The sequence below is a fragment of the Limnohabitans sp. Rim11 genome, assembly GCF_001269365.1.
Lineage (GTDB): Bacteria > Pseudomonadota > Gammaproteobacteria > Burkholderiales > Burkholderiaceae_C > Limnohabitans_A.
Genome location: NZ_CXOM01000004.1, coordinates 240315 through 266758, shown reverse-complemented (window position 1 = coordinate 266758; position 26444 = coordinate 240315). Strand labels below are relative to the sequence as shown.

The 26444-nt window shown below is 51.2% G+C and carries 24 protein-coding genes; 8 read left to right on the top strand and 16 right to left on the bottom strand.

Features of this window, described 5'->3' with window-relative positions:
• Positions 1–63: 63 nt before the first annotated feature.
• The 3 genes from AMM03_RS12275 to lexA are packed head-to-tail and all read right to left on the bottom strand — an operon-like array spanning position 64 to position 2081.
• Positions 64–1071: a D-2-hydroxyacid dehydrogenase family protein gene (locus tag AMM03_RS12275; protein ID WP_090132020.1), complete on the bottom strand. Its 1008-nt coding sequence runs from the start codon at positions 1069–1071 to the stop codon at positions 64–66.
• Positions 1072–1100: 29 nt separating this feature from the next.
• Positions 1101–1385, bottom strand: a complete 285-nt coding sequence (locus AMM03_RS12270; RefSeq protein ID WP_090132019.1) for a hypothetical protein — start codon at positions 1383–1385, stop codon at positions 1101–1103.
• 24 nt (positions 1386–1409) lie between these two features.
• On the bottom strand, positions 1410–2081 hold the full coding sequence (lexA, locus tag AMM03_RS12265) for a transcriptional repressor LexA (protein ID WP_090132017.1): 672 nt from the start codon (positions 2079–2081) through the stop codon (positions 1410–1412).
• Positions 2082–2164: 83 nt separating this feature from the next.
• Between lexA and AMM03_RS12260 the strand changes: the two genes are divergently transcribed.
• On the top strand, positions 2165–3163 hold the full coding sequence (locus tag AMM03_RS12260; protein ID WP_090132015.1) for an asparaginase: 999 nt from the start codon (positions 2165–2167) through the stop codon (positions 3161–3163).
• A 37-nt stretch (positions 3164–3200) separates the two neighbouring features.
• On the opposite strand, the gene adk is transcribed toward AMM03_RS12260, so the two are convergent.
• From adk to AMM03_RS12230, 6 genes are all read right to left on the bottom strand, one after another.
• Entirely contained in the window at positions 3201–3857 is a 657-nt protein-coding gene (gene adk / locus AMM03_RS12255) for an adenylate kinase (protein WP_090132013.1), read from the bottom strand.
• A gap of 104 nt (positions 3858–3961) precedes the next feature.
• Positions 3962–4723, bottom strand: coding sequence for a 3-deoxy-manno-octulosonate cytidylyltransferase (gene kdsB / locus AMM03_RS12250; protein WP_090132011.1), 762 nt, complete (start codon positions 4721–4723; stop codon positions 3962–3964).
• Positions 4724–4728: 5 nt separating this feature from the next.
• Positions 4729–4935 (bottom strand): Trm112 family protein, encoded by a 207-nt coding sequence (locus tag AMM03_RS12245; protein ID WP_090132009.1) that lies wholly within the window; start codon positions 4933–4935, stop codon positions 4729–4731.
• Positions 4936–4938: 3 nt separating this feature from the next.
• Positions 4939–5994: a tetraacyldisaccharide 4'-kinase gene (gene lpxK / locus AMM03_RS12240; RefSeq protein ID WP_090132008.1), complete on the bottom strand. Its 1056-nt coding sequence runs from the start codon at positions 5992–5994 to the stop codon at positions 4939–4941.
• Positions 5930–6358, bottom strand: a complete 429-nt coding sequence (locus AMM03_RS12235) for an ExbD/TolR family protein (protein WP_090132006.1) — start codon at positions 6356–6358, stop codon at positions 5930–5932. Before AMM03_RS12235 ends, lpxK begins: the two co-directional genes overlap by 65 nt.
• 33 nt (positions 6359–6391) lie before the next feature.
• On the bottom strand, positions 6392–7009 hold the full coding sequence (locus AMM03_RS12230) for a MotA/TolQ/ExbB proton channel family protein (protein ID WP_090132004.1): 618 nt from the start codon (positions 7007–7009) through the stop codon (positions 6392–6394).
• 316 nt (positions 7010–7325) lie between these two features.
• Here AMM03_RS12230 and xseA point away from each other — a divergent pair, with 316 nt between their 5' ends.
• Positions 7326–8618, top strand: coding sequence for an exodeoxyribonuclease VII large subunit (gene xseA, locus AMM03_RS12225; protein WP_090132002.1), 1293 nt, complete (start codon positions 7326–7328; stop codon positions 8616–8618).
• 134 nt (positions 8619–8752) lie between these two features.
• Positions 8753–9334 carry a superoxide dismutase gene (locus AMM03_RS12220; protein ID WP_090132000.1) on the top strand — a complete coding sequence of 194 codons (582 nt, stop codon included), beginning with the start codon at positions 8753–8755 and terminating at the stop codon, positions 9332–9334.
• A 74-nt stretch (positions 9335–9408) separates the two neighbouring features.
• Here the strand turns inward: AMM03_RS12220 and AMM03_RS12215 are convergent, their stop codons facing one another.
• Positions 9409–10170: an SDR family NAD(P)-dependent oxidoreductase gene (locus tag AMM03_RS12215; RefSeq protein WP_090131998.1), complete on the bottom strand. Its 762-nt coding sequence runs from the start codon at positions 10168–10170 to the stop codon at positions 9409–9411.
• Positions 10171–10311: 141 nt separating this feature from the next.
• Here AMM03_RS12215 and AMM03_RS12210 point away from each other — a divergent pair, with 141 nt between their 5' ends.
• Positions 10312–11430, top strand: coding sequence for an NAD(P)/FAD-dependent oxidoreductase (locus AMM03_RS12210; protein WP_090131996.1), 1119 nt, complete (start codon positions 10312–10314; stop codon positions 11428–11430).
• Here the strand turns inward: AMM03_RS12210 and AMM03_RS12205 are convergent.
• Entirely contained in the window at positions 11419–12465 is a 1047-nt protein-coding gene (locus tag AMM03_RS12205) for a quinone-dependent dihydroorotate dehydrogenase (protein WP_090131994.1), read from the bottom strand. The two genes, AMM03_RS12210 and AMM03_RS12205, sit on opposite strands and share 12 nt — an antisense overlap.
• A 43-nt stretch (positions 12466–12508) precedes the next feature.
• Here AMM03_RS12205 and rpiA point away from each other — a divergent pair, with 43 nt between their 5' ends.
• Positions 12509–13180: a ribose-5-phosphate isomerase RpiA gene (gene rpiA / locus AMM03_RS12200; protein ID WP_090131992.1), complete on the top strand. Its 672-nt coding sequence runs from the start codon at positions 12509–12511 to the stop codon at positions 13178–13180.
• A gap of 1 nt (position 13181) precedes the next feature.
• Here the strand turns inward: rpiA and AMM03_RS12195 are convergent, their stop codons facing one another.
• From AMM03_RS12195 to AMM03_RS12180, 4 genes are all read right to left on the bottom strand, one after another.
• A complete protein-coding gene (locus AMM03_RS12195) occupies positions 13182–15263 on the bottom strand; it encodes a M3 family metallopeptidase (protein WP_228764692.1) in 2082 nt (693 codons plus the stop codon).
• A 33-nt stretch (positions 15264–15296) separates the two neighbouring features.
• Positions 15297–16142 carry a bifunctional methylenetetrahydrofolate dehydrogenase/methenyltetrahydrofolate cyclohydrolase FolD gene (gene folD / locus AMM03_RS12190; protein WP_090131988.1) on the bottom strand — a complete coding sequence of 282 codons (846 nt, stop codon included), beginning with the start codon at positions 16140–16142 and terminating at the stop codon, positions 15297–15299.
• Positions 16143–16224: 82 nt separating this feature from the next.
• Positions 16225–16851, bottom strand: coding sequence for a response regulator transcription factor (locus AMM03_RS12185; protein WP_090131986.1), 627 nt, complete (start codon positions 16849–16851; stop codon positions 16225–16227).
• Between the two features lie 23 nt (positions 16852–16874).
• Positions 16875–19415, bottom strand: coding sequence for a PAS domain-containing sensor histidine kinase (locus AMM03_RS12180; RefSeq protein WP_090131984.1), 2541 nt, complete (start codon positions 19413–19415; stop codon positions 16875–16877).
• Between the two features lie 134 nt (positions 19416–19549).
• On the opposite strand from AMM03_RS12180, the gene aceE reads away from it, so the two are divergent.
• The 3 genes from aceE to lpdA are packed head-to-tail and all read left to right on the top strand — an operon-like array spanning position 19550 to position 25789.
• The gene (gene aceE, locus AMM03_RS12175; RefSeq protein WP_090131982.1) at positions 19550–22246 is read left to right on the top strand and encodes a pyruvate dehydrogenase (acetyl-transferring), homodimeric type; all 2697 of its coding nucleotides are present in this window, start codon (positions 19550–19552) and stop codon (positions 22244–22246) included.
• A 22-nt stretch (positions 22247–22268) separates the two neighbouring features.
• Entirely contained in the window at positions 22269–23921 is a 1653-nt protein-coding gene (gene aceF / locus AMM03_RS12170) for a dihydrolipoyllysine-residue acetyltransferase (RefSeq protein ID WP_090131980.1), read from the top strand.
• Positions 23922–23932: 11 nt separating this feature from the next.
• A complete protein-coding gene (lpdA, locus tag AMM03_RS12165; protein ID WP_090131978.1) occupies positions 23933–25789 on the top strand; it encodes a dihydrolipoyl dehydrogenase in 1857 nt (618 codons plus the stop codon).
• A gap of 50 nt (positions 25790–25839) precedes the next feature.
• Here the strand turns inward: lpdA and AMM03_RS12160 are convergent, their stop codons facing one another.
• A complete protein-coding gene (locus tag AMM03_RS12160) occupies positions 25840–26352 on the bottom strand; it encodes a C40 family peptidase (protein WP_228764691.1) in 513 nt (170 codons plus the stop codon).
• Positions 26353–26444: the final 92 nt, after the last annotated feature.

Here is a 26444-nt window from a genome sequence, read left to right as displayed (position 1 = left end):
TAAAATTGAAAAAAACATTAAATCTTCAGAGCGATTTGTCAAAAAGATAGAAATCTTGAAGATCTATCTTCTGACCTGCAAAGCGCCTGGATTGACAATGTTGGTGGGTGTGCCTTTGATGAAGTTCACCACGTTGTCAAATGCTGCATTGAAGTACAACTCGTAGGTGTCTTTTTCGACGTAGCCGATGTGAGGTGTGCAAATACAATTTTCTAAGCGCAACAAAGCGTGTCCTTGAAGGATAGGCTCGTGTTCAAAGACATCGATGGCGGCAAGGCCGGGACGGCCGCGGTTCAGGGCGCTGATGAGGGCGTCAGGCTCAATCAACTCAGCGCGAGAGGTGTTGACAATCAAGGCGCTGGTTTTCATGCGCGACAAATCTTCAAGCGTAACGATGCCACGTGTTGCATCGTTGAGTCGCAAGTGCAAAGACAAAATGTCACATTGTTCAAAAAATGCTTCACGGCTTGATGCGGGTATGAAGCCATCTTTGACGGCTTTGTCGCGCGAGGTTTCACTGCCCCAAACGACGACTTGCATACCAAAAGCCTTGGCATATCCGGCAACCAACTGACCTATTTTTCCGTAGCCCCAGACGCCAAATGTTCGGCCCCTGAGGACCGTGCCCAAACCAAAGTTACTGGGCATTGACGCAGATTTAAGGCCTGATTGTTGCCAAGCACCATGCTTCAGGTTGCCAATGTATTGGGGCAACCTGCGAGCCGCTGCCATGACCAGAGCCCAGGTGAGCTCGGCGGGAGCATAAGGTGAGCCTGTACCTTGTGCAACGGCAATGCCACGTTCGGAACATGCTTCAAGGTCAATGTGTGTGCCCGCATGACCCGTTTGAGAAATAAGCTTGAGCTTAGGTAGCTTTTCAAGGAGCTGCCGATTGAGGTGCGTGCGCTCTCTGATAAGAACCAAAATATCTGCGTCTTTGAGTCGAACAGACAGTTGCCCCAAACCTTTGACCGTATTGGTATAGACCTTGGCACTGTATGCATCTAACTTGGATGCGCAATCGAGTTTTCGGACGACATCTTGGTAGTCGTCAAGGATCACAATGTTCATAGGCACTATTGTGCCTTGACTTGGAATGCTCAGTGAGGCAAAGCCCCCTTGTTTTTGGCTTCTAAAGCGACTAAACGGTCTAGTTCGGCGCAGACATCGGCCATGCGGCCAGAGATGACCATTCGACCAGCGGAATGGGCGGCGTCGCCTTGCTCGGCGATTCTGACCACTCGGAGGGCGCGTTGCTGTGTAGCACTGGAAAACTGGACATTGTTTGCAGCTTGGGCGCTAATTTGATGGAGGTTGGCGGAGGCATTCATGAATTTTTGAATGCCGTTGTAAATGCTGGAAATACCAAAGAGGGCGATTGACATATTGAGCCTTTGCAATAGGTGAAATTACATTAAGAGAGTGTTGCGAATGAGGCCCACAGCCAAACCTTCGATGTCGAAGGGCTCGCCTGGTTGGACCAAAATGATGGGGTAGTCTGGATTTTCGGGAAGTAATTCGATGCGATCGGGTTGGCGGCGCAGTCGCTTAACGGTGACTTCTTCGCCCAAACGGGCCACCACAATTTGCCCATTTCTGACATCTTTCGTAGCTTTGACTGCCAGTAAATCGCCGTCCATGATGCCGGCATCGCGCATGGACATGCCCCTGACGCGAAGGAGATAGTCGGGTTGCTCTTGGAACAAATGACTTTCGACGTGGTAGGTGCGATCGACGTGTTCTTGGGCCAAAATGGGCGAACCCGCAGCGACGCGGCCAATGAGGGGCAAGGCCAATTGGGCAAATCCGGGCAAGGGCATGCTGAACAAATCTGTGGAATTCCGCATGCCATCGCGAGATGAGCCCTTAAGGCGAATGCCACGGGAAGTGCCACTGACCAAATCGATGGCCCCTTTTCGGGCCAAGGCCTGAAGATGCTCTTCCGCTGCGTTGGCTGACTTGAAACCCAGTACATTGGCAATTTCTGCTCGTGTGGGTGGCGCGCCAGTTTCAGCAATTGTTTTTTGGATGAGTTCCAATATTTGCTGTTGGCGAGCTGTGAGCTTGGGGTGATCGATCATGTTGCGTTCCTTTGGAGGTGTCTGAGTTCGCAGGGCACTGTTTTCTTATCCAGTAACTGTATTTTTAACCAGTCTTTTTAGAAATGCAAGCAAAAAATCAAAAAATTGTTGTTTTAGGCACAGGCGGAACGATTGCCGGAGAGTCGAACTCCGAAAACGAAGGGCTGTCTTATCAAGCCGCTCAGAGAAGTATTCACGACCTGATGCAGGCGGTAGCAGGCAAGTCACAGGCCTTGCCTGAAGCTTTAATTGGGTTTCAATTTGATACCGAACAGGTGTCGCAAATTGACAGCAAGGACATGGATTTCGACATCTGGCACCGGTTGGCCTTGCGATGTGATCATTGGCTAAGTCAGGCAGATGTCCATTCAGTTGTCATTACACATGGCACGGATACGCTAGAAGAAACCGCCTATTTTTTGTCACAAGTCGTTCAACACAACAAACCGATTGTGTTGACCTGTGCCATGCGGCCCGCCAACTTTAAGGATGCGGATGGCCCTCAAAATATGCGAGATGCATTGAATGCGGCATCCCAATTGGAGGGCCAAGGCGTATGGCTAGTGGCTGCCGGCGAAATTCATCACAGTCAGTATGTGCAAAAGGTTCATCCAACCCGTTTGAATGCGTTTGATTCTGGTGAATGGGGACCTGTAGCAGAGATGCGTGACGATCAAATCTATTGGCGGCAAGGGGCTTTGGAAAACTGCCCCCAAAATCAATGGAATGAAGGAATGACCATCCAAGCATTGGCTTTACCAACAGAATGGCCTTGGGTTGAAATCATCACGAACCACGTTCACGCCACGGCTAAGCATGTAGAAGTGCTGTTGGATGCTGGCGTAGATGGTTTGGTGGTGGCCGGCACAGGCAATGGCTCTATCTGTCAAGTGACCAAAGAGGCTTTGTTGAAGGCTCAAACTAGGGGGGTAGAAATTTGTCTTGCAAGCCGCTGCAATCAGGGTCCTGTTGTGCAAACCCCTAACCATGTCTTTCAAATTGCCAAAGAACTTAACCCCTCAAAAGCAAGAGTGGCTTTGATCTTGAACATCTTGTCCAAGAAGCAAAGCCACAACAACTAACCATGTGCATGCAGCACTGAAGCGCTATTGAGCGAAATTAACCACCCAGGGCTTGCATGGCGCGTTGAGTGATGTCTTCAACAGAACCCATGCCGCTGATGGCACGGTATTGAGGCGCTGCCTGAGGTTCGCGGGTGGCCCAGTCAGAGTAGTAAGCCACCAAAGGACGTGTTTGTTGGCTGTAGACATCCAAGCGTTTTTTGACGGTTTCTTCTTTGTCGTCTTCGCGTTGAACCAATGGCTCGCCAGTCAGATCATCTTTGCCTTCTGCTTTAGGCGGATTGAACTTGACGTGGTACGTGCGGCCGGAGGCTGGGTGTGAGCGACGACCGCTCATTCGCTCAATGATGGCTTCAAATGGCACATCAATTTCAAGCACGTAATCGAGTTTGACACCCGCAGCCTTCATGGCATCAGCCTGGGGAATGGTTCTTGGAAAGCCATCAAACAAAAAACCATTGGCGCAATCGGCTTGCGTAATGCGTTCTTTCACCAAATTGATGATGAGGTCGTCGCTGACCAAACCGCCTGATTCCATGACAGCCTTGGCTTGCAAACCCAATGGGGTGCCTGCCTTGACGGCGGCACGAAGCATGTCGCCTGTAGAAATTTGGGGGATGCCGTATTTAGTGCAAATGAAAGCGGCTTGGGTACCTTTGCCAGCGCCAGGCGCACCTAAAAGAATCAGTCTCATGAAAGTTCCGAATTGTTGTTAATCTTTCGCCACAGCCTGCATGGCTCTCTGGTAAGAATATCACGGTAATCCCAGATTTTCCTGACGGCCAGCCCGTCAGCCCCTTAAGCCCTAAAAAGCGTTTGAACTCTGGCCAAATCTTCGGGGGTGTCAACGCCAGGCCCCGGTGCTTTGTCGATGACGTGAACAGCAATTTTGTGACCATGCCACAAAGCACGCAATTGCTCAAGTGCTTCGCCTTCCTCTATGGGGGCCTGGGGCAGTTTGGGAAAGCTTTGCAAAAAGCCCACGCGATACCCATAAATACCAATGTGCCTGAGTGCTGCGGGTTGTGGCAAAGCGTCAATGCCCTTGGAAAATCCATCTCGCCACCATGGAATGGGGGCGCGGCTGAAGTACATGGCCATTTGGGCCTGATCGATCACCACCTTCACCACATTGGGGTTGGTGAATTCTGCAATGTCGTGAATTTCGTGGGCAGCGGTACTCATGCTGGCGAGGGGGTGCTTCCCCAGCAGCGCGGCCACTTCATTGATGAGTTCGGGGTCAATCAGGGGCTCATCCCCTTGAACATTGACCACAATGTCTTGCGGACCCAGTCCCAACAATTGGCTGGCTTCAGCCAAGCGGTCACTCCCGCTAGGGTGATTGACTTGGGTCAGCAAAACGCGAATACCATGTGCTTCGCAAGCCATCACAATTTCGGGGCTGTCAGCGGCAACCACCACTTGAGTGGCGGCCGAAAGAGCCGCTCTTTGCGCAACTCTGACCACCATGGGCAAGCCGTGAATGTCAGCCAGTGGCTTATTGGGCAATCGAGTTGAGGCAAGCCTTGCAGGGACGATGACTGTAAATTTGAGGGTCATGCCGCTTAAACCAAAGGCGTTCGAGGTTTGAGACTTTCGAGCTCATCATCGGTCAGGGTCCGAGCTTCATTTTCTAACAAGATAGGAATGCCATTTCGAATGGGGTAAGCCATGCGTGCGCTTCTAGACCATAGCTCTTGGGCTTCTCTTTGAAGTTCAAGGGGCCCCTTGGTGACAGGGCATACCAGCAGTTCAAGTAATTTGGTGTCCATGGCTCAATGATAACGGGGACTCGACTGCACAAGTGCATCAAACGCTTGCCAGAAGGCATCTTCGGGTTCAAAAATCAAGGGCACCGCCAAGGCATGGGGATGGGTCTGCCAAAGCTTAATGGCGTCTTTCTCGGTACACAACAGGGGGCATTCTGGATGCTTGGCATGCCAATTCGAAAAATCGTCGTGGTCGGGCAATGCTGTTTGGTGCTGAATTTGCATGCCAAGTTCTTGGAGCATCTGGATGAAGGCATGGGGTTTGGCAATGCCCGACACAACTTCGACCGGATTTAATTTCAACTCAGACAATGGCGTTTGCACGCCTGATTTGCTGATGGCCACAGGGCTCAGTGTGCGAATCGACGCATACCCTTCAGCAAGCGTTCTTTTTTGGGTATGGAGCAGTAAGTGGGTGGCTCTAGGCCATGGCTCTCGCAATGGGCCTGCTGGAAGCAAGTGGCCATTGCCAATGCCCTGTGCGTCCATGACACAAATTTCAAGGTCTCTGGCCAATGCCCAATGTTGTAAGCCGTCATCGAAGACCAAAATTTGGGTGTCTGGAAACTTTTGAAGGAGGTGCTGTGCTGCTTCAACTCTACTGGCACTCACTACCACCGGGACATGGCATTTCTGATGAATGAGCAAGGGCTCATCACCTGCTTCTCTAGGCGAACTGTTCGCTGAGACAACATGCATTTCAGATTGCTTGCGGCCATACCCCCTTGTGACCACGCCTACTTTGAAGCCCTGTTGCGTGAGTCGCTGAACGATGGCAACAGTGAGTGGGGTTTTGCCACCCCCGCCAGCCACCACATTGCCCACTACGATGACTGTGGCATTCACGCGGTGGCTCTGAAAGATACCAAATGCGTAAAGCTGTTTTCTGACAAACAAAGTCAGCCGGTATGCCAACTCGAGGGGCCACAACACAAGAGTGACGGCGCTGGTCGACTGCCAATATTGCGGAAGTTGTTGTAGCCAAGACATCATGAGTTTAGGGCTTGGTAGCAGGGGGCTGACTGGCTTGCTGGGTGGCAAAGGCAATTTTCGAAATGCCATTGAATCTGGCGGCTTCTAAAACATTGACCACTGCTTGGTGACTGGCCGATGCATCTGCCTTGATCAACAAGTTGCCTTCTGATTTTCCAAGGCCGGATAGCGCTTTTTGCAGGTCCTGAATTTGCCGACCCTCCAAGGTGCTGCCATTGACGGCGTAGGTTCCTTGTGCGCTAACCGAAACGGTCCATGTGGTGTTATCTTGCGCCGCTTGGGGACTGGCTGCTGAGGGCAGGCTGACATTCATTTCGTTGTATTTGGACCATGTGGTCGTCAGCATCAAAAAGATGAGGACGACCAACAAGACATCAATGAAAGGAATCAAATTGATGTCGGGTTCGATGGGGTTGTTTTGTTTAAATTTCAAACGAAACTCGCTGTGTTGAATGTCATTAGAAAGTCAGTCACGCATAGCTGCCAAGTGCCTGGCAAAGCGTTCGGCAGCCCATTCCATTTGCAAAACCAATCTGTCAACCTTGGCTTTAAAAAAGCGCCAAGCCATGAGGCAAGGAATAGCCACAAGCAAACCCATCGCGGTGTTGTAGAGCGCTACAGAAATACCATGCGCCAATTCAACCGGTTGTTGCTGACCTGGGGTTTGGATGCCAAAAATTTCAATCATGCCAATGACGGTGCCCAACAAGCCAAGAAGGGGGGCAGCAGAGGCCAAAGTTGCCAAGGCAGTGAGATATCGCTCTAAGTTTTGGGCGGCCATGCGGCCTTCCATTTCCATGCTTTCTTTGACATCCTGTTGGCTGGCCGAGGGATTGATGGCCAATGTTTGGAGTCCGGCGGCAAACACAGCACCCACAGCCCCCATCTTTGCGATGAGTTGAATGCGTTCCTCGCTAGGGAAACCTTGACGGGTGCTTTCGATGGCTTGATCGAGCGCGTTCTCTGGAATGACTTTGCTTGATTGCAGCGCCATGAGCCGCTCAAAAATGATGGCCAGTGCGAACACCGAACATGCGATTAATGGCCAAATAGGCCAGCCTGCGGCTTGTATGATGCTAAGCAAAATGATTCTTTCTACTTCTGGTTTCAGTTTTGATTATGTCTGATCAAATTGTTCCACTTTTCTGTGGATAACTTTGTGAAGAACCTGGCCAGAATCGTCTCAGAAGCCGCATCTGTGTTGAGTTTTCTTGCAATGCCACTTTTTTAGTCAATAAAAAATCAAATTAAATCAATAAGTTACGCTCAAGTATGCCAATGCAAGCTGCAATCTACAGTGCCCAGTCCACATTTCTCCAAGCTGTGGAAATATTGCCCCTTGTATGGCAAGCCTTTTCAATCAAAATGACTCTGAAAACCGCACAAATTAAGGCTTTTTCATGGCGCGCCTAGATTCTGAGCCACGCGTTTGGTCTGTTGGGGCACTTTGCCTTGCAATTGCCGACACTTTGAATGCCAGATTCAACCCTGTCGCTGTCAAGGGGGAGATATCGGGCTTCTCACGCGCGGCCAGTGGGCATTGCTATTTCAATCTTAAGGACGACAGCGGCCAAATACGCTGTGCCATGTTCAAAAGGGCTGCCAGTGCTGTGGGTTTCATGCCCAGAGATGGTGAAATGGTGGAGGTCAGAGGCAAGTTGGGTGTCTATGAAGCCCGAGGCGACTTGCAATTGGTGGTCGAAAGCATGCAAAGAGCCGGGCAGGGTGACTTGTTTGCTCAGTTTCTCAAACTGAAGGCCACTTTGGAAGCTGAAGGCCTGTTCAATTCGGACAGGAAAAGACCCATTCCCTCTCAGCCTCGCGCCATTGGCTTGATTACCTCGCTAGGTGCAGCGGCATTGCATGATGTTGTGACGGCACTGCAAAGGCGAGTGCCGCACATCCCGGTCATTTTGGCGCCGGCCTCGGTGCAAGGTGCGAATGCGCCCCTAGAGTTATTGCAAAGTCTTCAAAACCTAGTCGCTTGGCATTCACCTTTGAGTGCATCAGATACCAGCAATCTGGCCATTGATGTGATTTTGATGGTGCGTGGTGGCGGCGCCATGGAAGACTTATGGGCATTCAACGACGCAGCCTTGGTTCGCGCGGTTGCTTCATGTCCTATTCCCATCATTTCTGGGGTGGGTCATGAGACTGACTTCACTTTGCTGGATTTTGTTGCCGATCTACGGGCGCCAACACCCACTGCAGCTGCTGAAATGGTAGCGGTCGAGCGCTCTCAGCGGCTCCAAGAGTTGGACGCTGTACAACAAGCCTTGACCGATTCAGCCATGGGCGCGCTTGACAAAATGAGTCAACGCCTCGATTGGGTGGGCGGCCGTTTAGGGCGTCCTTCCAATCGAATCAGTGAGCAGAAATCCAAATTGGAAAGAGTGGGGCAGTCCATGCAATTTGCCTTAAAGGCTCAGGTGAAGCAGCAAAGCCAAAGCCTCAAAACGATGACTTCTAATTTGCCCAAAGCACTGCAAAACAACTTGCAAAATCAGCATCGGGGATTGATCAATTTACAAACCCGGTTGGGATTGTTGGACCCTCACTTGGTTTTGGAGCGGGGCTATGCTTGGTTAACTGATGAGGCCGGTCAAGCCCTAACCCACACCAAGGATTTCAAGTCTCTTCAAGACGTATCGGCCACGCTGGCAGATGGGCAAGTCAAGCTCCAGGTGAAGTGATGCCTTTGGGGGTCAATTCATGCGTGGTCTCAACCCTTTGAGTCATGTGAGAATAATGACAACGTTGCTGACGGCTCAAGCCGATCAACTTACAATAGCCTTTTGATTTTTTATTGACACTTAACGAGGACCTCATGGAACATACCCTGCCAGCACTGCCTTACGCCATCGATGCTTTGGCACCGCATTACAGCCAAGAAACTTTGGAGTTTCACCACGGCAAGCACCACAACGCGTATGTCGTCAATTTGAACAACTTGCAAAAAGGCACTGAGTTCGAAGCGATGTCTTTGGAAGAAATCATCAAGAAATCCAGCGGCGGCATTTACAACAACTCTGCCCAAATTTGGAACCACACTTTCTTCTGGAACTGCATGAAGCCCAATGGCGGCGGTGAGCCCACAGGCGCTTTGGCTACGGCCATCAACGCCAAGTTTGGCTCCTACGCGGCCTTCAAAGAAGCCTTCGTCAAAAGCGCAGTTGGCAACTTTGGTTCTGGCTGGACATGGTTGGTTAAAAAAGCCGACGGCTCCGTTGACATCGTCAACATGGGCGCTGCTGGCACACCTCTCACAACCGGCGACAAAGCCTTGTTGACCGTGGACGTGTGGGAACACGCTTACTACATCGACTACCGCAACATGCGTCCTAAGTTTGTTGAAACTTTCTTAGACAAGTTGGTGAACTGGTCTTTTGCTGAAGCCAACTTCGCCTAATCGAAGCCTGACTTCAACCAAAAAAAACAGCCCCAGTCTTTGGACTTGGGGCTGTTTTTTTGTGTGCTTGAAAATTAACGAATCATCATGCCGCCATCTGCAACGATAGTTTGGCCGGTGATGTATTTGCCCGCAGCACTGGCCAGCAAAACAGCAATGCCGCCAATGTCATCGGGCTCGCCAATGCGTCTGAGTGGGGTTTCGTTTTCGACCATGCCCGCTTTGACGGGGTCGTCTGTGAGTGCTTTGGCAAAGTCAGTGCGAATGAGGCCCGGCGCAATGCAATTGACGCGAATGTTGTCAGGGCCCCATTCAACAGCCAGGTTGCGTGCCAATTGCATGTCTGCTGCTTTGGAGATGTTGTAAGCACCAATGACATGGGATCCGTGCAGACCACCGACCGATGAAATTAAAACAATGGCGCCATTTTTTTGGGCTTTCATGTCGGGGTAGACCATGCTGCACAACCAGTTGCTGGACAAAACATTGTTGTGCATGATCTTGTTGAAGACCTCATCGCTCATGCCTGTCATTGGGCCGTAATAAGGATTGCTGGCAGCATTGCAAACCAGAACATCAATAGGGCCCCAGGTATCACGTGTTTTTTGAACCATGGCGGCCAGTTGTTCCTTGATGGCAATGCTGGCGCTGATGGCCATGGCCGTGCCGCCTTCCGCTTGAATTTCTTTCACCACAGCTTCACACGCTTCCAGTTTTCGACTTGAAACGACCACTTTGGCGCCTGCTCTTGCCAGCTGGAAAGCAATAGAGCGACCAATGCCGCGGCTTGCGCCAGTGACAATGGCAACTTTGTCGGTCAGGTCAAATAATTTCATGGAACTCTTTCGAAAAGGTGGGTGGATTGGCACAATAGGCAATATGTCATTTCTCAGGCCTTGTGTCTGTCATCCGTGTGTCAACCATCAACAGATTCATCAAGCTAAGCTAAGAACCGTACAACTCATGTTTGAATTTAAATGGACGCCATAGAAACAGTCATTGTGGGGGCTGGTGTTGTTGGCTTGGCCGTTGCCCGAGCGATGGCATTGGCAGGAAAAGAGGTTTTGGTTCTGGAGTCAGAAGATGCCTTTGGCACAGGGACCAGCTCACGCAACAGCGAAGTCATTCATGCTGGTATTTATTACCCAGCGGGGTCCTTGAAAGCGCGCTTGTGTGTTCAAGGTCGAAAGATGTTGTATGCATATTGCCTTGAACGCGGCATTCCTCACAAGCGATGTGGCAAATTGATTGTTGCAACATCCCCAGAGCAAATCGACCTGTTGGCAGGTATTCAAAAAAAAGCATCAGCCAATGGTTTGGTGGGGTCAGAGGCATTGCAAACTATGACCTCGCAAGAAGCCCAAGCCATGGAGCCCGAGCTGCAGTGCTTGGCGGCCCTATGGTCTCCCAGTACGGGCATTATTGACAGCCATGCATTGATGTTGAGTTATCTAGGCGATATGGAAAATGCGGGGGGCCTGTTGGCCCTCCAATCGGGTTTTGACTCTGCAGAAATCATTCGCATAAATTCAAAGACGCAATTTGTGGTGCGCACTTTGGATGGCACTGAAATATTGGCCAATCAAGTGATCAATGCAGCGGGGCTTTATGCGCCTCAAGTGGCCCGACAATTTGGCGGCACAAATACAAGCTTGCTTCCGCAAGCCTATTTCGCCAAGGGCAACTACTTCAGTCTGTCCGGACGTTCTCCATTTACACGTTTGATTTATCCCGTACCAGAGGCTGCGGGATTGGGCGTGCACCTGACCTTGGACATGGCTGGACAAGCTAAATTTGGCCCTGATGTGGAGTGGGTTGATTCACCTGACAACCTAAGGGTTGACGCCCACAGGGGCGATGGTTTTTACGCCGAAGTTCGCAAATATTGGCCCGGCCTTCAAGACGGTGCTTTGTTGCCTGCCTATGCCGGTATTCGACCCAAGATCAATGCGCCTCACGAGACGGCCGCAGACTTTTGCATCATGGGGCCCAGTCAGCATGGTGTACCAGGCTTGGTTCACCTGATGGGCATTGAATCGCCAGGCCTGACCAGTTCATTGGCCATTGCTGACGAAGTGGTGCAATTATTGGCGTGACAACTGTTTCAAAGCCTTTGCCACTTCGTATACCAGCGCTGGGCCTTTGTAAATGAGACCGGTATAGATTTGAACCACATCTGCACCCGCTTCAATTTTGCTGACTGCGTCGTAAGCACTCATGATGCCGCCCACGCCAATGATGGGAAACTGGGGTCCGAGGTGCGAACGCAGAAGACGGATGACGCGGTTGCTGCCCGCTAAAACTGGCGCGCCAGACAAGCCGCCTGTTTCAGTTGAGTGCGCCATGCCTTGAACAGCTTCTCGGGAGAGGGTGGTGTTGGTTGCAATCACACCGTCAATATTGTGCTTTCGCAGGCTGTTGGCAATGACAAGAACTTGTTCGTCGTCTAAATCTGGCGCAATTTTGAGAAAGACGGGCACTTGTTTTTGGTGCTGCGAAGCTAACTCTTGTTTTCGTTCATTGAGTGCTGACAGCAATTGGTCTAGGGCCTCGTCGGATTGCAAGGCGCGTAAATTCTTGGTGTTGGGACTTGAAATATTGACGGTGACGTAGTCGGCATGTGCATAGACACCGCTCAGTCCAATCAGGTAATCGTCAGTGGCTCGCTCAATGGGCGTGGCTGCGTTTTTGCCGATGTTCAAACCCAATAAGCGACCTTGTTGTCTGAAGGTAGACTTTTTGACATTGGCTACAAAAGCATCCAAACCCTCGTTGTTAAACCCAAGGCGATTGATCAAGGCCTTGGCCTCTGGCAGCCTGAACATGCGCGGCTTGTCATTGCCAGGCTGGGCCAGGGGCGTTACCGTGCCGACCTCTACAAAGCCAAAGCCCATGGCCCCCAAACCATCGATGCAGCGTGCATTTTTGTCGAGGCCAGCGGCCATGCCCACCCGATTGGGAAACGTCAGGCCCGCCAGTTGAACAGGATCGGACACCCAAGGCTGTCGGTAGGCGCGGTCCAACAGCGTGTTCTGCGTGTTGGCCAGTTGGTTTAGTGTGAAATCATGTGCAGCCTCAGGATCGAGGCTGAATAAAAATGGGCGGGCGAGCTTGTAAAGGTTCAGGGACATTGGATAATCTCATTCAGAACAAGCATTGTCTCAAATTAAGTTTATGAATCAAGACGAACTCAAAACATTGGTAGGTCAAGCCGCACTTCAATATGTGGTTCCCGGGCAAATTGTGGGTGTGGGCACAGGCTCTACCGTGAACAAGTTCATTGACGCTTTGGCCAGCATCAAAGACCAAATCAAAGGGGCCGTGTCCAGCTCTGAAGCGTCTACTGTGCGTCTCAAAGCCTTGGGTATTCCCGTGTTCGACAGCAACGACGTCAGCGAACTGGCGGTCTACATTGACGGTGCTGACGAAATCAACCACCTAGGCCACATGGTCAAGGGCGGGGGCGCCGCACTAACCCGCGAAAAAATAGTGGCAGCCCAATCCAAAATGTTTGTTTGCATCGCCGACGAGTCAAAGCTGGTAAACGTCTTGGGCGTTTTTCCATTGCCCGTAGAAGTCATTCCGATGGCCAGTGCGCGCATCATGGCGCAGTTTGCCCAAATGGGTGGCCAAGCCCAAATTCGCATGAAAGATGGCGCGCCTTTGGTCACTGACAACGGTCAACAGATCATCGATGTGAAAGGCTTGAAAATAAGCGATCCTGTTGCGTTTGAAACCCAAGTGAGTCAGTGGCCTGGTGTTGTCACTGTTGGCGTCTTTGCGCATCAGAAGGCCCAAATTTGTTTGCTGGGCACTTCTGACGGTGTCAAAACATTGAAGTTTTAACTCATTGGTTGGCAGCGCCTGTTGAGGTCATCATGCCTTGGTGCCTCAACAGCGCATTCAACGAGGGTTCACGCCCCCTGAAAGCAATGAAAGAGGCCAGAGCAGGGCGGCTACCACCCGCCTCCAAAATGGCTTCTCGGTAGCGTTTGCCTGTTTCTAGGTTGGGGCTGCCGTCAGGCAAGGCAGTTTCTTCAAAGGCCGCGTAGGCATCTGCAGACAAAACCTCAGCCCACTTGTAGCTGTAATAGCCCGCAGCATAACCACCCGCAAAAATATGGCTGAAGGTATGCGCCATTCGATTGAAGGAAGGCGGCTGAATGACGGCCACTTCTGCACGCACTTGATTCAAGACGGGCATGAAGTCTTCTTTGGGGTTGTGCTCAGAATGCAAAAGCATGTCTAACAGGGCAAATTCAATTTGCCTCAATGTTTGCAGACCGCTTTGGAAATTTTTTGCGGCGACCATTTTGTCAAACAAATCGCGTGGCAAGGCTTCGCCCGTTTGGACATGGGCAGTCATGTGCTTTAGCACCGACCACTCCCAGCAGAAGTTTTCCATAAACTGGCTAGGCAGCTCGACTGCATCCCACTCAACACCGCTAATGCCCGACACATCGCGTTCATTGACCTGGGTCAGCATGTGATGCAAACCGTGTCCAAACTCATGGAACAAGGTGATCACATCGTCATGCGTCAAAAGGGGTGGATTGCCGTCGACGCTGTCTGCAAAGTTGCAGACCAAGTGGGCTACGGGTGTTTGAAGTTGTTGGGTGTCGGGGCGCAGCCATCTGGCGCGAACGTCGTCCATCCAAGCGCCACCGCGTTTGCCAGCGCGAGCCGGTGGATCTAAATAAAACTGACCGACCAACTGGCCGTCTCGTTCAATGCGGTAGAAGGCAACAGCAGGGTGCCATACGGGTGCTTGGTCTGGTCTGATATTGACTTCAAACAATGTCTCAATGATTTTGAAGAGCCCTTGCAAAACCTTGGGTGCTGTGAAGTATTGTTTGACTTCTTGCTCGCTGAAGCTGTATCGGGCTTCTTTGAGCTTTTCACCAATGTAGGGCCAGTCCCACGCTTGGGGATTTTTTAAATTTAAATGTTGAGCCGCAAATTGACGCATGTCTTCTAGGTCTTGCAGCGCATAGGGTTTTGCACGTTGGGCCAAGTCACGCAAAAAGCTGATCACCTTGCTGGGTGAGTCGGCCATTTTGGTTGCTACAGAAACCTCTGCATAGTTGTGATACCCCAGCAATTGGGCTTCTTCTTGGCGCAGTTGCAAGATCTCTTGAATGTTTTGGCTGTTATTGAGTGCAGCAAAGGCCGGGTCACTTTGGTCGGAAGCGCGCGTGACATAGGCTTGATACAGTTTTTGTCTAAGGGCACTGCTTTTTGCAAACTGCATGATGGGCAAATAGCAGGGCATTTTGAGGGTGAGCTTGAACCCTGCTTGACCGTCTTTTTCAGCGGCTGCACGCGCGGTGGTCTTAACATCTTCTGGCACACCATCCAGTTCATCTTCACTGACAAAGAGGGAGAATTTGTCGGTGGCATCCAAAGCGTTTTCGCTGAACTTCTGGCTCAATTCAGCCATGCGTTCTTGAATGGCGGCATAGCGCGATTTATTCTCGCCCACTAACTCAGCACCACCCAAAACAAAATTGCGCAATGCATTTTGAAGAGCTTGTTTTTGAGCGGCATCTAAAGTGGTTGCATCGACTTGCTTGTATTTGGCATAGAGTCTTTCGTCAGCGCCTAATCGTGTCCAAAACTCCGTGACCACAGGCAATGAATCGTTGTAGGCGGCACGCAACTCAGGGCCGTCGGCTACGCTGTTGAGGTGACTGACGGCGCCCCATGCAGTACTTAAACGTTCGGTGGCGACGTCTAGGACCTTAGCGATGGCATGCCATTCAGTTGGAAAGGCAGGGGCCGTGACAGTTTCAAGGGCTTCTGAAGCGACTTGAAGCAAGACCTCAACTGCTGGCTTCACGTGTTCGGGTTTAATTTGATCAAACAAGGGCAAACCGCCATGTTGCAACAAAGGATTCATTGGAGTGTTTGCAGTTGATGAAGTGCTCATGGGAATATCTTTTTGAAAATTTCAAACGAAAAGTTAAATTCGCTCGGCTGCCTCGAGGGTATTGACCAGCAGCATGGTGATGGTCATCGGTCCCACGCCGCCTGGAACCGGGGTGATGTAGCTGGCGACTTTCTCGACACCTTCAAAATCGACATCGCCGCAAAGCTTGCCTTCATCGTTGCGGTTCATTCCGACATCTAAGACAACAGCGCCAGGTTTGACCATGTCTGCTGTAAGCACATTGCGTTTGCCGACGGCGGCCACAATGACATCGGCTTGCAGTGTCATGGCTTTGAGATTGGTCGTTGCGCTGTGGCTGATGGTGACCGTTGCATTTTTTTGCAGCAGCATCATGGCCATGGGTTTGCCAACAATGTTGCTTCTGCCAATCACCACAGCATGTTTGCCTTTGAGGTCATAAGCAATACTCTCCAGCATCTTCATGCAACCGTAGGGCGTGCATGGCCAAAAACCTGGCATACCGGTCATCAGTGCACCGGCACTGGCAATGTGAAAACCGTCGACATCTTTGTTGGGCGAAATGGCCTCAATGACTTTTTGCGCATCGATGTGTTTGGGCAAAGGCAGTTGAACCAAGATGCCGTGAATGCTGGGATCTTGATTGAGAGATTCAATGCGCGCAAGTAGCGCCTTTTCTGTCAAATCTTCTGGATACTTTTCTAGCAAAGAATGCAAACCGCTGTCTTGGCAAGCTTTGACTTTATTGCGAACATACACTTGGCTGGCAGGATTTTCACCTACCAAAATAACCGCCAAACCTGGGGTAATGCCCTTGGCCTTGAGTGCAGCTGTTCGGCTCGAAACCTCAGCGCGGAGTTTTTGTGAAAGGGCATTCCCATCAATTCTTTGTGCGGTCATTGTCAAACCATGTTCTCGGGTTGTTCAAGTAAAAACGCCCGCGAGGTTGATGTTCACGGGCGTTGTTCGGAAGGCGAGGCCTTTAGGCTTTGGGTGCGTTTTGACCCAATGCAATTTTGAGTAAATCTGCCACGGTATTGGCATTCAGCTTTTCCATGATGTTGGCCCTGTGCGCTTCAACGGTTTTGATGCTGATGCCTAAGTCATCGGCAATTTGTTTGTTCAATCGGCCGGCCACAATTCTTTCCAACACTTGCGCTTCGCGGCCTGTGAGCTTGGACAGCAAAGCATCGCGGTTGGCAGCGTTTTGGTGGTCAGAGAATGAATCACGTGCGCTTTCTAGCATGCGTTCAACCAAGCCCACCAACTCCTCTTCTTTAAAGGGCTTTTGGATGAAGTCCATCGCCCCTTTTTTCATGGTGTTGACCGCCATGGGCACATCGCCGTGGCCTGTGATGAAGACAATAGGTAGGGGTGAGCGACGCTCAACCAATTTGTCTTGCAATTCAAGTCCAGTCATGCCGCCCATGCGGATATCCACAATTAAGCAGGCCACCTCACGCGGGTCATAGCGGCTCAAGAAAGATTCAGCAGAATCAAAACAACGAACGCGGTAGTCTTTGCCTTCCAACAACCATTGGAGGGAGTCGCGAACTGCTTCATCGTCATCAACGACATAAACAGTGCCTTTTTTAGGTATCAAGCTCATGAGTTTTCCGCTTCATTGATCAATCAAAGGGTAGAGGAGGTTGGAATCCAGAACGAAAAGCAACATCCCACTACTTCGTCGGCATTGTAGATGTTCTCGGCCGTAATTCTGCCCTGATGGGACTCGACGATGGTTCGGCATAAATTTAGCCCGATCCCCATGCCCTCTACTTTGGTCGAGAAGAAGGCTTCATAGAGCCGGTCCATCACCTCGGGCGGGAGGCCTTTGCCGGTGTCTGTCACGGCAAAATGGACTGTATTTTGGTGGTCCACCACTTTGGGAACAACCCTCAACTCAACATGTCTTTTGCCAAGCGGGCGTTCTGCGTTATCGATCGATTCCGCCGCGTTTTTCATTAAATTGACCAAAACCTGCTCAATCAAGATGGGATCGACATTGAGTCTGGGCAGCCTTGCCGCTACGTAATGTGACAAACGAACATTTCGACGCCGAAGTTCAATTTCGGCTAATTCAACGGCCTCATCCACCATGTTGACCACATCCGATTCGGTTCTGTTGGGCTCGCTCCTTTTCACGAAAGATCGGATGCGGTGAATAATTTGCCCCGCACGTTGTGCCTGATGGGACGTCTTTTCCAGAGCCCAAATCAGATCGGCCTCTTGAATTTGCTGACCCTTGATGCGAGACAACATGCCGTTGCAGTAATTGGTAATGGCGGTGAGGGGTTGATTCAACTCATGGGCAACACTGGAGGCCATTTCTCCCATCGTAATGAGACGACTAGCATTTTGAGCACGCTCGGCTTGCTGAAAAGCCAATTCCTCTGCCTGACGTCTTGCCGTAATGTCTGTTGCAATGACCATTTGCGCCAGTCTTCCGTCTGCCCAATGAATGTAACGCGTTCGAATTTCTAACCATTTGTCTAAGTGGGTTAGATAAATTTCCGCCCGCTCGGCAGGTGCAACGGTTAAGCTTTCCGTGGGCAAGCCAGCCAAAGCATCGACATCGTCCATCTCGTATTCGGTACTGCGAACATCCAACATGCCTGCTTTTTCAACCAAATTCAAATGACCTTGCGTATCCGTTCCAAACCATTGCCGATAAAGTTTATTGGCAAACAACAACTCTGAGCTGCCCAAAGGGGCGACTGACACAGAGGCATCTAGGGCTTCCAACACAATGGTGAATCGTTCGTAGGAACTTGCCAATTGTTCGCGAACCCGGTTGGGTTCGGTAATGTCGGTCATGGAGGTCATCCAGCCCGTTTGCTGTCCCATGGCATCGATCAAAGGGGAGACGTACAAGCGTGCATCAAAAATAGAGCCATTTTTGCGCTTGACCCTGACTTGAGAGCCTGCTGATGTGTTCTTTCCGCTGAGCTCTTCCTCTAAGCGAACCATCAACATATCGCGATCTTCATCGGGCCAGTAAGGGAAGGGTGCAACAGCCCCAATCAATTCACTTTCATCCCAACCCGTCATTTGGCAAAAAGCCAAATTAACATAGGTGATTCGACCTTCCATATCGAGGGCGCGCATGCCGGTCAAGATTGAATTTTCCATGGCGCGTCTGAAATTGGTTTCGGCCACCAATTCCTTTTGCGTCTGTTGTCTTTTTCTGGTGTGTCGCCAATTGCCGATCAACATCCATGCGGTCAATACACTGAGTGCGCCAACCAACCAGAACAAGCCACTTCCCACCAAATCTTGCGAGGTTCGCCAGGCTTGTGCTCGTAATATCAAGCCATTGCCAACAGGTGAAACGGGCACTTCGTATTCATTGTTTTCAGCATGAATGCCAGGGATGAAATTCCAAATGTTGGTTCTTTTGGGGATGGACTGGCCAGCAATTAGATTGCCTTCACTGTCTAACAAAGACACCGCGTATTTGGCCAATATTTCTGAGGGCACGCCATACCTCAAAAGACTCTCAACGTTGTATTCGGCCATGATCACACCATTGAAGCGACCCTGGGAGTTGGTCAAGGGTGTATGCAACTGAAGCACCATGTTTCTGGCGTAATTTTCTTGACCGATGCTGTTGCTGCCAATCGAAAAGATGCCATCGTCTTCTTGAGAGTAAATGGGTTGCATCAAGTCTCTGGCCAGACTGTAGTTGTTTTCCGATTCACCCCACTTCAGCACATCGCCCACTCGCCATTTCAAGCTAACCACAATGCTTGGCGCAGTTTGACTCGCAATGATTTTTCTTTTGTCATCGATCCATGCCAGTGTTTGAACTTCTGGATTCTTGAGGACCATTGTTTCTGCGCGCCTGCCAAATTCTTTGACATCGACATCCTTGTTTGAAATGTCTCTGGCCAAACGCATCACTTGCTCTTGGCGTTCAAGCAATCGAAGCCTTAGCCTTTGTTGGCCGTACTCGACATCTCGTTTAACGGCTTCTTGTTCCCTGTCAATTTCTTCGACGCGCAAATAGCCAAAAGAAAAAACAATAGCGCCAAAAAAGAGAACCACTGACGCGATGGGTGCCAAACTTGCAAAACGGTCTTGTTTAGCTGCACCTTGGCGTTTCCACCACCTTCGCCACCAGGAAAGAGGTTGTATCGTCTTGATGACTTGAGTTACGTTTTGCGTCTTCATTCCCTTAAGTTTATGGTATTACCCTTTCATTAAATTTCATGATACAAAATCATTGAGCACCATTTGAAATATTTGAAAGATTGTGAGAGAATTTCGAAAAAATAGATCAACCACGGCCTACAAAGGAGACAAACATGTCAGCCGTTCAGCCAAATAACGTCCTCTCAGACTTGGACGCCATTGAAACCCGTGAATGGATGGACGCTTTGTCCGCCGTGATTGAAAAAGAAGGCGGCGAACGCGCTCACTTCTTATTAGAGCAACTCCTCGAACATGCCCGCGAGAACAGCATCGACATGCCGTTCTCTGCCAATACAGGCTATGTGAACACCATTGAGCCTGATCAAGAAGCGCATTGCCCAGGCAACATTGAAATTGAAGAACGCCTGCGCGCGTACATGCGCTGGAACGCCATGGCCATGGTGGTCAAGGCCAACCGCCATAACCCCGAAGATGGTGGCGACTTAGGCGGTCACATTGGCTCCTTTGCTTCATTAGCCCACATGTTTGGCGCGGGCTTCAATCACTTCTGGCACGCAGAAAGCGAAAACCATGGCGGCGATTGCTTGTACATCCAAGGTCACGTATCGCCTGGTGTGTATGCCCGTGCTTATTTAGAAGGTCGCTTGACAGAAGAGCAGTTGCTCAACTTCCGCCAAGAAGTGGATGGCAAAGGTTTGTCTAGCTACCCACACCCCAAATTGATGCCCGAGTTTTGGCAGTTCCCCACAGTGTCCATGGGTCTTGGCCCCTTGATGGCCATCTATCAAGCGCGCTTTTTAAAGTATTTGCACGCGCGCGGCATTGCCAATACAGAAAACCGCAAAGTGTGGGTGTTCTGTGGTGACGGCGAGATGGACGAAGTCGAGTCTTTGGGTGCCATTGGTTTGGCAGCGCGCGAAAACCTCGACAACTTGATTTTTGTGGTCAATTGCAATTTGCAGCGTTTGGACGGTCCTGTTCGCGGAAACGGCAAGATTGTTCAAGAACTCGAAGGCGAGTTCCGCGGTTCAGGCTGGAACGTGATCAAGCTTTTGTGGGGCAGCGAGTGGGACAAACTCTTGGCACGCGACAAAGACGGTGCGCTGCGCAAAATCATGATGGACACCTTGGACGGCGATTTCCAGGCGTTCAAGGCCAACGATGGCGCTTATGTTCGCAAGCATTTCTTCGGTCGCGATCCACGCACCTTAGAGATGGTGGCGCACATGAGCGACGATGAAATTTGGTCATTGAAGCGCGGTGGTCACGATCCTCAAAAAGTCTATGCGGCATATCACCAAGCTGTGAACACCAAAGGCCAACCAACTGTTTTGTTGATCAAAACCGTGAAAGGTTTTGGCATGGGCAAAGCTGGTGAAGGCAAAAACAACGTTCACCAAACGAAGAAACTCACTGACGAAGACATCCGCTACATGCGCGATCGTTTCAACATTCCAGTGCCCGACAGTGAATTGGCCAAAGTGCCGTTTTACAAACCCGCTGATGACACGCCTGAGATGCGTTATTTGCACGAGCGCCGCAAAGCCTTGGGCGGTTACTTGCCACATCGCCGTACGAAAGCCGATGAAAGTTTCACCGTGCCTTCATTGGATGTTTTCAAGTCCGTGATGGAACCCACGCCCGAAGGCCGTGAAATTTCTACTACACAAGCTTATGTTCGCTTCCTCACGCAACTCTTGCGCGATCAAGCTTTAGGCCCACGCATTGTTCCTATTTTGGTAGACGAAGCCCGTACCTTTGGTATGGAAGGTTTGTTCCGCCAGGTCGGTATTTACAACCCTGCAGGTCAGCAGTACACGCCAGTCGACAAAGACCAAGTGATGTACTACAAGGAAGACAAAGCTGGCCAAATTTTGCAAGAGGGAATTAACGAAGCGGGCGGTATGTCTAGCTGGATTGCAGCGGCCACCAGCTACTCCACCAGCAACCGCATCATGGTGCCGTTCTACGTGTACTACTCGATGTTTGGCTTCCAGCGCATTGGCGACTTGGCTTGGGCTGCGGGCGACATGCAAGCACGCGGTTTCTTGTTGGGTGGCACATCAGGCCGTACCACGTTGAACGGCGAAGGTTTGCAGCACGAAGACGGTCACAGCCACATCTTGGCAGGCACCATCCCTAACTGCATCAGCTACGACCCCACCTTCGCACACGAAGTAGGCGTCATCTTGCACCATGGCCTCAAGCGCATGGTGGAAAAGCAAGACAACGTTTTCTACTACCTCACTTTGTTGAATGAGAACTACGCCATGCCAGGCCTGACTGCTGGTACGGAAGAGCAAATCATCAAAGGCATGTACTTGTGCAAAGCTGGCGGCAAGAACAAAACACGCGTTCAGCTGATGGGCTCTGGTACCATTTTGCGTGAGTCATTGGCTGCACAAGAGTTGCTAGCCAAAGACTGGGGCATTGCCGCTGACGTGTGGAGCTGCCCAAGCTTCAACGAACTGACGCGCGATGGTCAAGATGCAGATCGTTTCAACATGCTGCATCCATTGGAAACACCGCGTGTGCCATTTGTGGCGCAACAGTTGGCCAAGCATGACGGCCCCGTCATTGCGTCCACCGACTACATGAAAAACTACGCCGAGCAAATTCGCTCCTTCATTCCAAAGGGCCGCACTTACAAAGTGCTGGGCACCGATGGTTTTGGCCGCAGCGATTTCCGCAGCAAATTGCGCGAGCACTTTGAAATCAACCGCCATTACATCGTTGTGGCCGCACTCAAAGCATTGAGCGAAGAGGGCGCTGTGCCAGTTGCCAAAGTTGCAGAAGCTTTGAAGCAATACGGCATCAAGACCGACAAGGTCAATCCTTTGTACGCTTGATCAAAAAGATTTGGAGACACACATGGCATTGGTAGAAGTCAAAGTTCCAGACATCGGTGATTTCGATGAAGTGGCCGTCATTGAACTGTTGGTCAAGGTGGGTGACACCGTGAAGGCCGAGCAGTCATTGATTACCGTTGAGTCTGACAAAGCATCGATGGAAATTCCATCTTCAACAGCAGGCGTTGTGAAAGAACTGCGCGTGAAGTTGGGCGACAAAGTTAAACAAGGTTCGGTGGTATTGATGGTGGAGGCCAGTGGGGAAGTTGCTGCTGCTGCGCCAGCAAGTGTGCCTGCTGTAGCAGCAGTAAGCGCACCTGTCGCTGCTGCATCTGTTGCCGTACCTGCTGCTTCGGCACCTGTCGCCAGCGGCCCTGTCGAAGTTCACATCCCTGATATTGGCGATTTCAAAGATGTTGCAGTCATTGAAATTTTTGTCAAACCAGGTGACGCTATCAAGATGGAGCAGTCGCTCATCACGGTGGAGTCGGACAAAGCTGCAATGGAGATTCCGTCCTCCGCAGCCGGCGTTTTGAAAGAGCTGAAAGTCAAGATTGGTGACAAGGTCAACATCGGTGACTTGCTGGCCATTTTGGAAGGCAGCGTTGCTGCTGCTGCACCTGTGGCCGGTGCTGCTAGTGTGCCTTTGCCCGCGCCTACAGCAGTCCCCGCAGCTGCAGTTGTGACTGCAACAGTTGTTGCCGCAACGACTGCACCTGCTCACAATCCTGGCGCATCCACTTTAGGCTTGCCGCACGCATCGCCTTCAGTGCGCAAGTTTGCGCGTGAGCTGGGCGTGCCTTTGGAAGAAGTCAAAGGCAATGGCCCAAAAGGTCGCATTACCCAAGATGACGTCCAGTCCTTCACCAAAGCGGTGATGGCCGGCGCCACTCAAACCAAAGCACAAGCAGCCAAGGCGCCTGCTGGTGGCGATGGCGCCGCATTGGGATTGATCCCATGGCCGAAAGTTGACTTCGCCAAGTTTGGTCCCATTGAACGCAAAGAAATGGGCCGCATCAAGAAGATCAGCGGCGCCAACTTGTTGCGCAATGCCATCATGATTCCCGCGGTGACCAACCACGACGATGCCGATATTACGGAGCTGGAAGCCTTCCGTGTGTCGACCAACAAAGAGAACGAAAAGTCTGGCGTCAAAGTCACCATGCTGGCTTTCTTGATCAAAGCTTGTGTGGCCGCACTCAAGAAATACCCAGAGTTCAATAGCTCTTTGGATGGTGATGCCTTGGTCTACAAAAACTACTGGCACATTGGCTTTGCTGCCGACACACCCAATGGTTTGATGGTTCCAGTCATTAGAGATGCCGACAAAAAAGGCATCTTGCAAATCAGCCAAGAAATGGGTGAGTTGGCCAAGAAAGCGCGTGATGGCAAGTTAAGCCCCGCAGAAATGACAGGCGCGACCTTCACCATCTCTAGCTTGGGTGGCATTGGTGGCAAGTATTTCACGCCCATCATCAATGCGCCTGAAGTGGCTATCTTGGGTGTTTGCAAAAGCACGCACGAACCCGTTTGGGACGGCAAGCAATTTGTTCCGCGCTTGATGTTGCCTTTGTCATTGACATGGGATCACCGCGTGATTGATGGCGCCGCTGCAGCACGCTTCAATGCGTACTTGGGTCAAATCCTTGGCGACTTCCGCCGTGTTCTTCTTTGAGAGGCTGAACCATGGCATTAGTTGATATCAAAGTTCCGGACATTGGCGACTTCGACGAAGTGGCAGTCATTGAGTTGCTGGTGAAAGCTGGTGACGTGGTGAAGGCCGAACAAAGTTTGATCACCGTTGAGTCTGACAAAGCCTCTATGGAAATTCCTTGCTCTCAAGCCGGTGTGGTTAAAGAGCTCAAAGTGAAGTTGGGCGACAAGGTCAAGCAAGGCTCTGTGGTGTTGGTCTTGGAAGGCGAGGCTGCTGCTAGCGCTGCACCCACGACTGCACCTGCAGCGCCTGCGCAAGCCATCGCACCTGCGGCTAAAGCACCTGCAACTCAGGTGGCGCCCCCAGTTGCTGCCAGCATTCCTAATGCTGCCTCTTACAGCGGCACCGTTGACATTGAATGCGACTTGTTGGTCTTGGGTGCTGGCCCTGGCGGCTATTCCGCTGCATTCCGCGCAGCCGACTTAGGTCTTAAGGTGGTCATCGTTGAACGCTACGCGACCTTGGGTGGTGTGTGCTTGAACGTGGGTTGCATACCTTCCAAAGCTTTGTTGCACGTGGCGGCCGTCATGGACGAAGTGAGCCACATGGCCGATCTTGGTGTTGACTTTGGCGCTCCCAAAGTAGACATCGCGAAACTTCGTACACACAAAGAAAAAGTCATTGGCAAATTGACTGGCGGTTTGGCTGCCATGGCCAAGATGCGCAAGGTGACCACAGTTCGTGGCGTGGGTGAATTCGTCAGCGCCAATCATGTGGTCGTTGAAGAAACCACCGGCACAGGTCAAGAAAAAACCGGTGTTAAAAAAGTCGTGTCATTCAAGAACTGCATCATTGCAGCAGGCAGCCAAGCGGTCCGTCTGCCTTTCATGCCCAACGATCCGCGCGTGGTCGACAGCACCGGTGCCTTGGCTTTGAAAGAAGTTCCCAAGCGCATGCTCATTTTGGGCGGCGGCATCATTGGCTTGGAAATGGGCACCGTTTACAGCACGCTGGGCGCACGCCTCGATGTGGTGGAAATGATGGACGGTTTGATGCAAGGTGCTGACCGCGATTTGGTCAAAGTCTGGCAAAAAATGAATGCGCATCGTTTTGACAACATCATGCTCAAAACGAAAACAGTTGGTGCTAAAGCGACCAAAGATGGCATTGAAGTCTCGTTTGAATCTGCAGAGGAGGGCGTGGCTGCACCTGCGCCCCAGGTCTATGACTTGGTCTTGCAAGCGGTTGGCCGCACACCCAATGGCAAGAAAATTGCCGCAGACAAAGCAGGCGTGAGCGTGACCGATCGTGGCTTCATTCCCGTCGACATTCAAATGCGCACCAACGTGCCGCACATCTTTGCCATTGGCGACATCGTGGGTCAACCCATGTTGGCCCACAAGGCTGTGCACGAAGCGCATGTGGCAGCCGAAGTGATTGCGGGTGAAATTCAAGGCAACAAAGAATTGGCGGCCAGTGCTTTCAATGCACGTGTCATTCCGAGTGTGGCCTACACCGATCCCGAAGTGGCTTGGGTTGGCTTAACGGAAGACCAAGCCAAAGCACAAGGCATCAAGGTCAAGAAGGGCTTGTTCCCCTGGACGGCTTCTGGCCGTGCCATTGCCAATGGTCGTGATGAAGGTGTCACCAAGTTGTTGTTCGACGATTCACCCGAGGCGCATGGCCACGGCAAGATCTTGGGCGGCGGTATGGTGGGTACCCATGCAGGCGACATGATTGGTGAAATTGCATTGGCCATTGAAATGGGTGCTGACGCGGTTGACATTGGTAAAACAATTCACCCACACCCCACTTTGGGCGAGAGCATTGGCATGGCTGCGGAAGTGGCGCATGGCAGTTGTACTGACTTGCCACCTGCCAAAAAATAAACTGCGTTGTTCTAAAAAAAACCGCCTTCGGGCGGTTTTTTAGGTGGCGATTAGTTTTGAAGAGGTTCAGCTTGCAACTTGTCCGATTGAACCCGCCTTGCGCCATTGAATCTTTTTTGCCAATAGGCTTCTCGCATGTCATCCACTCGAACCGATTTACCGGGTCTGGGTGCATGGATGAACTTGCCGTCTCCAATGTAAATGCCAACGTGGCTGAAGGTGCGTTTCATGGTGTTAAAAAACACCAGATCACCGGGTTTGAGTTCACTGCGGTTGATTTCTTCTGTCACTTTGGCTTGCTCTTCAGCTCTGCGCGGCAGAACCAAGCCCACCGACTTTTCGAACATATGGCGAACAAAGCCGCTGCAATCAAAGCCTTTTTCTTCAGAGGTGCCGCCTCGTTTGTAGGGCACTCCCAAAAGGCCCATGGCTTGGATGACCAGTTCTGAGGCGCGTCCGCCAAAGGTATTGCGAGCCGATTGAAGGGGGCCGCCCAATTGGTTGCTGATTTGTTGAGACAGTTGGTCGGTGATTTGGGTGACCAAACCACGGTCTTTGATCATGCGATCAAGATCGTCCTCAGCGGGAGCCGACCAGGCTGCCGTTGTCAGAAAGAGGAGTCCACATAGAATCAAGCGCATAACTTGTCAGTTTA

Coding starts and splice junctions, on each gene's coding strand:
- AMM03_RS12210 (WP_090131996.1), top strand. CDS start 10,312: ATGGACGCCATAGAAACAGTCATTGTGGGGGCTGGTGTTGTTGGCTTG.
- AMM03_RS12275 (WP_090132020.1), bottom strand. CDS start 1,071: ATGAACATTGTGATCCTTGACGACTACCAAGATGTCGTCCGAAAACTC.
- AMM03_RS12180 (WP_090131984.1), bottom strand. CDS start 19,415: ATGAAGACGCAAAACGTAACTCAAGTCATCAAGACGATACAACCTCTT.
- adk (WP_090132013.1), bottom strand. CDS start 3,857: ATGAGACTGATTCTTTTAGGTGCGCCTGGCGCTGGCAAAGGTACCCAA.
- rpiA (WP_090131992.1), top strand. CDS start 12,509: ATGAATCAAGACGAACTCAAAACATTGGTAGGTCAAGCCGCACTTCAA.
- AMM03_RS12185 (WP_090131986.1), bottom strand. CDS start 16,851: ATGAGCTTGATACCTAAAAAAGGCACTGTTTATGTCGTTGATGACGAT.
- AMM03_RS12270 (WP_090132019.1), bottom strand. CDS start 1,385: ATGTCAATCGCCCTCTTTGGTATTTCCAGCATTTACAACGGCATTCAA.
- AMM03_RS12195 (WP_228764692.1), bottom strand. CDS start 15,263: ATGAGCACTTCATCAACTGCAAACACTCCAATGAATCCTTTGTTGCAA.
- AMM03_RS12220 (WP_090132000.1), top strand. CDS start 8,753: ATGGAACATACCCTGCCAGCACTGCCTTACGCCATCGATGCTTTGGCA.
- AMM03_RS12160 (WP_228764691.1), bottom strand. CDS start 26,352: ATGATCAAAGACCGTGGTTTGGTCACCCAAATCACCGACCAACTGTCT.
- lpxK (WP_090132008.1), bottom strand. CDS start 5,994: ATGGCATTTCGAAAATTGCCTTTGCCACCCAGCAAGCCAGTCAGCCCC.
- AMM03_RS12205 (WP_090131994.1), bottom strand. CDS start 12,465: ATGTCCCTGAACCTTTACAAGCTCGCCCGCCCATTTTTATTCAGCCTC.
- AMM03_RS12245 (WP_090132009.1), bottom strand. CDS start 4,935: ATGGACACCAAATTACTTGAACTGCTGGTATGCCCTGTCACCAAGGGG.
- AMM03_RS12215 (WP_090131998.1), bottom strand. CDS start 10,170: ATGAAATTATTTGACCTGACCGACAAAGTTGCCATTGTCACTGGCGCA.
- aceF (WP_090131980.1), top strand. CDS start 22,269: ATGGCATTGGTAGAAGTCAAAGTTCCAGACATCGGTGATTTCGATGAA.
- lpdA (WP_090131978.1), top strand. CDS start 23,933: ATGGCATTAGTTGATATCAAAGTTCCGGACATTGGCGACTTCGACGAA.
- AMM03_RS12260 (WP_090132015.1), top strand. CDS start 2,165: ATGCAAGCAAAAAATCAAAAAATTGTTGTTTTAGGCACAGGCGGAACG.
- xseA (WP_090132002.1), top strand. CDS start 7,326: ATGGCGCGCCTAGATTCTGAGCCACGCGTTTGGTCTGTTGGGGCACTT.
- aceE (WP_090131982.1), top strand. CDS start 19,550: ATGTCAGCCGTTCAGCCAAATAACGTCCTCTCAGACTTGGACGCCATT.
- kdsB (WP_090132011.1), bottom strand. CDS start 4,723: ATGACCCTCAAATTTACAGTCATCGTCCCTGCAAGGCTTGCCTCAACT.
- folD (WP_090131988.1), bottom strand. CDS start 16,142: ATGACCGCACAAAGAATTGATGGGAATGCCCTTTCACAAAAACTCCGC.
- lexA (WP_090132017.1), bottom strand. CDS start 2,081: ATGATCGATCACCCCAAGCTCACAGCTCGCCAACAGCAAATATTGGAA.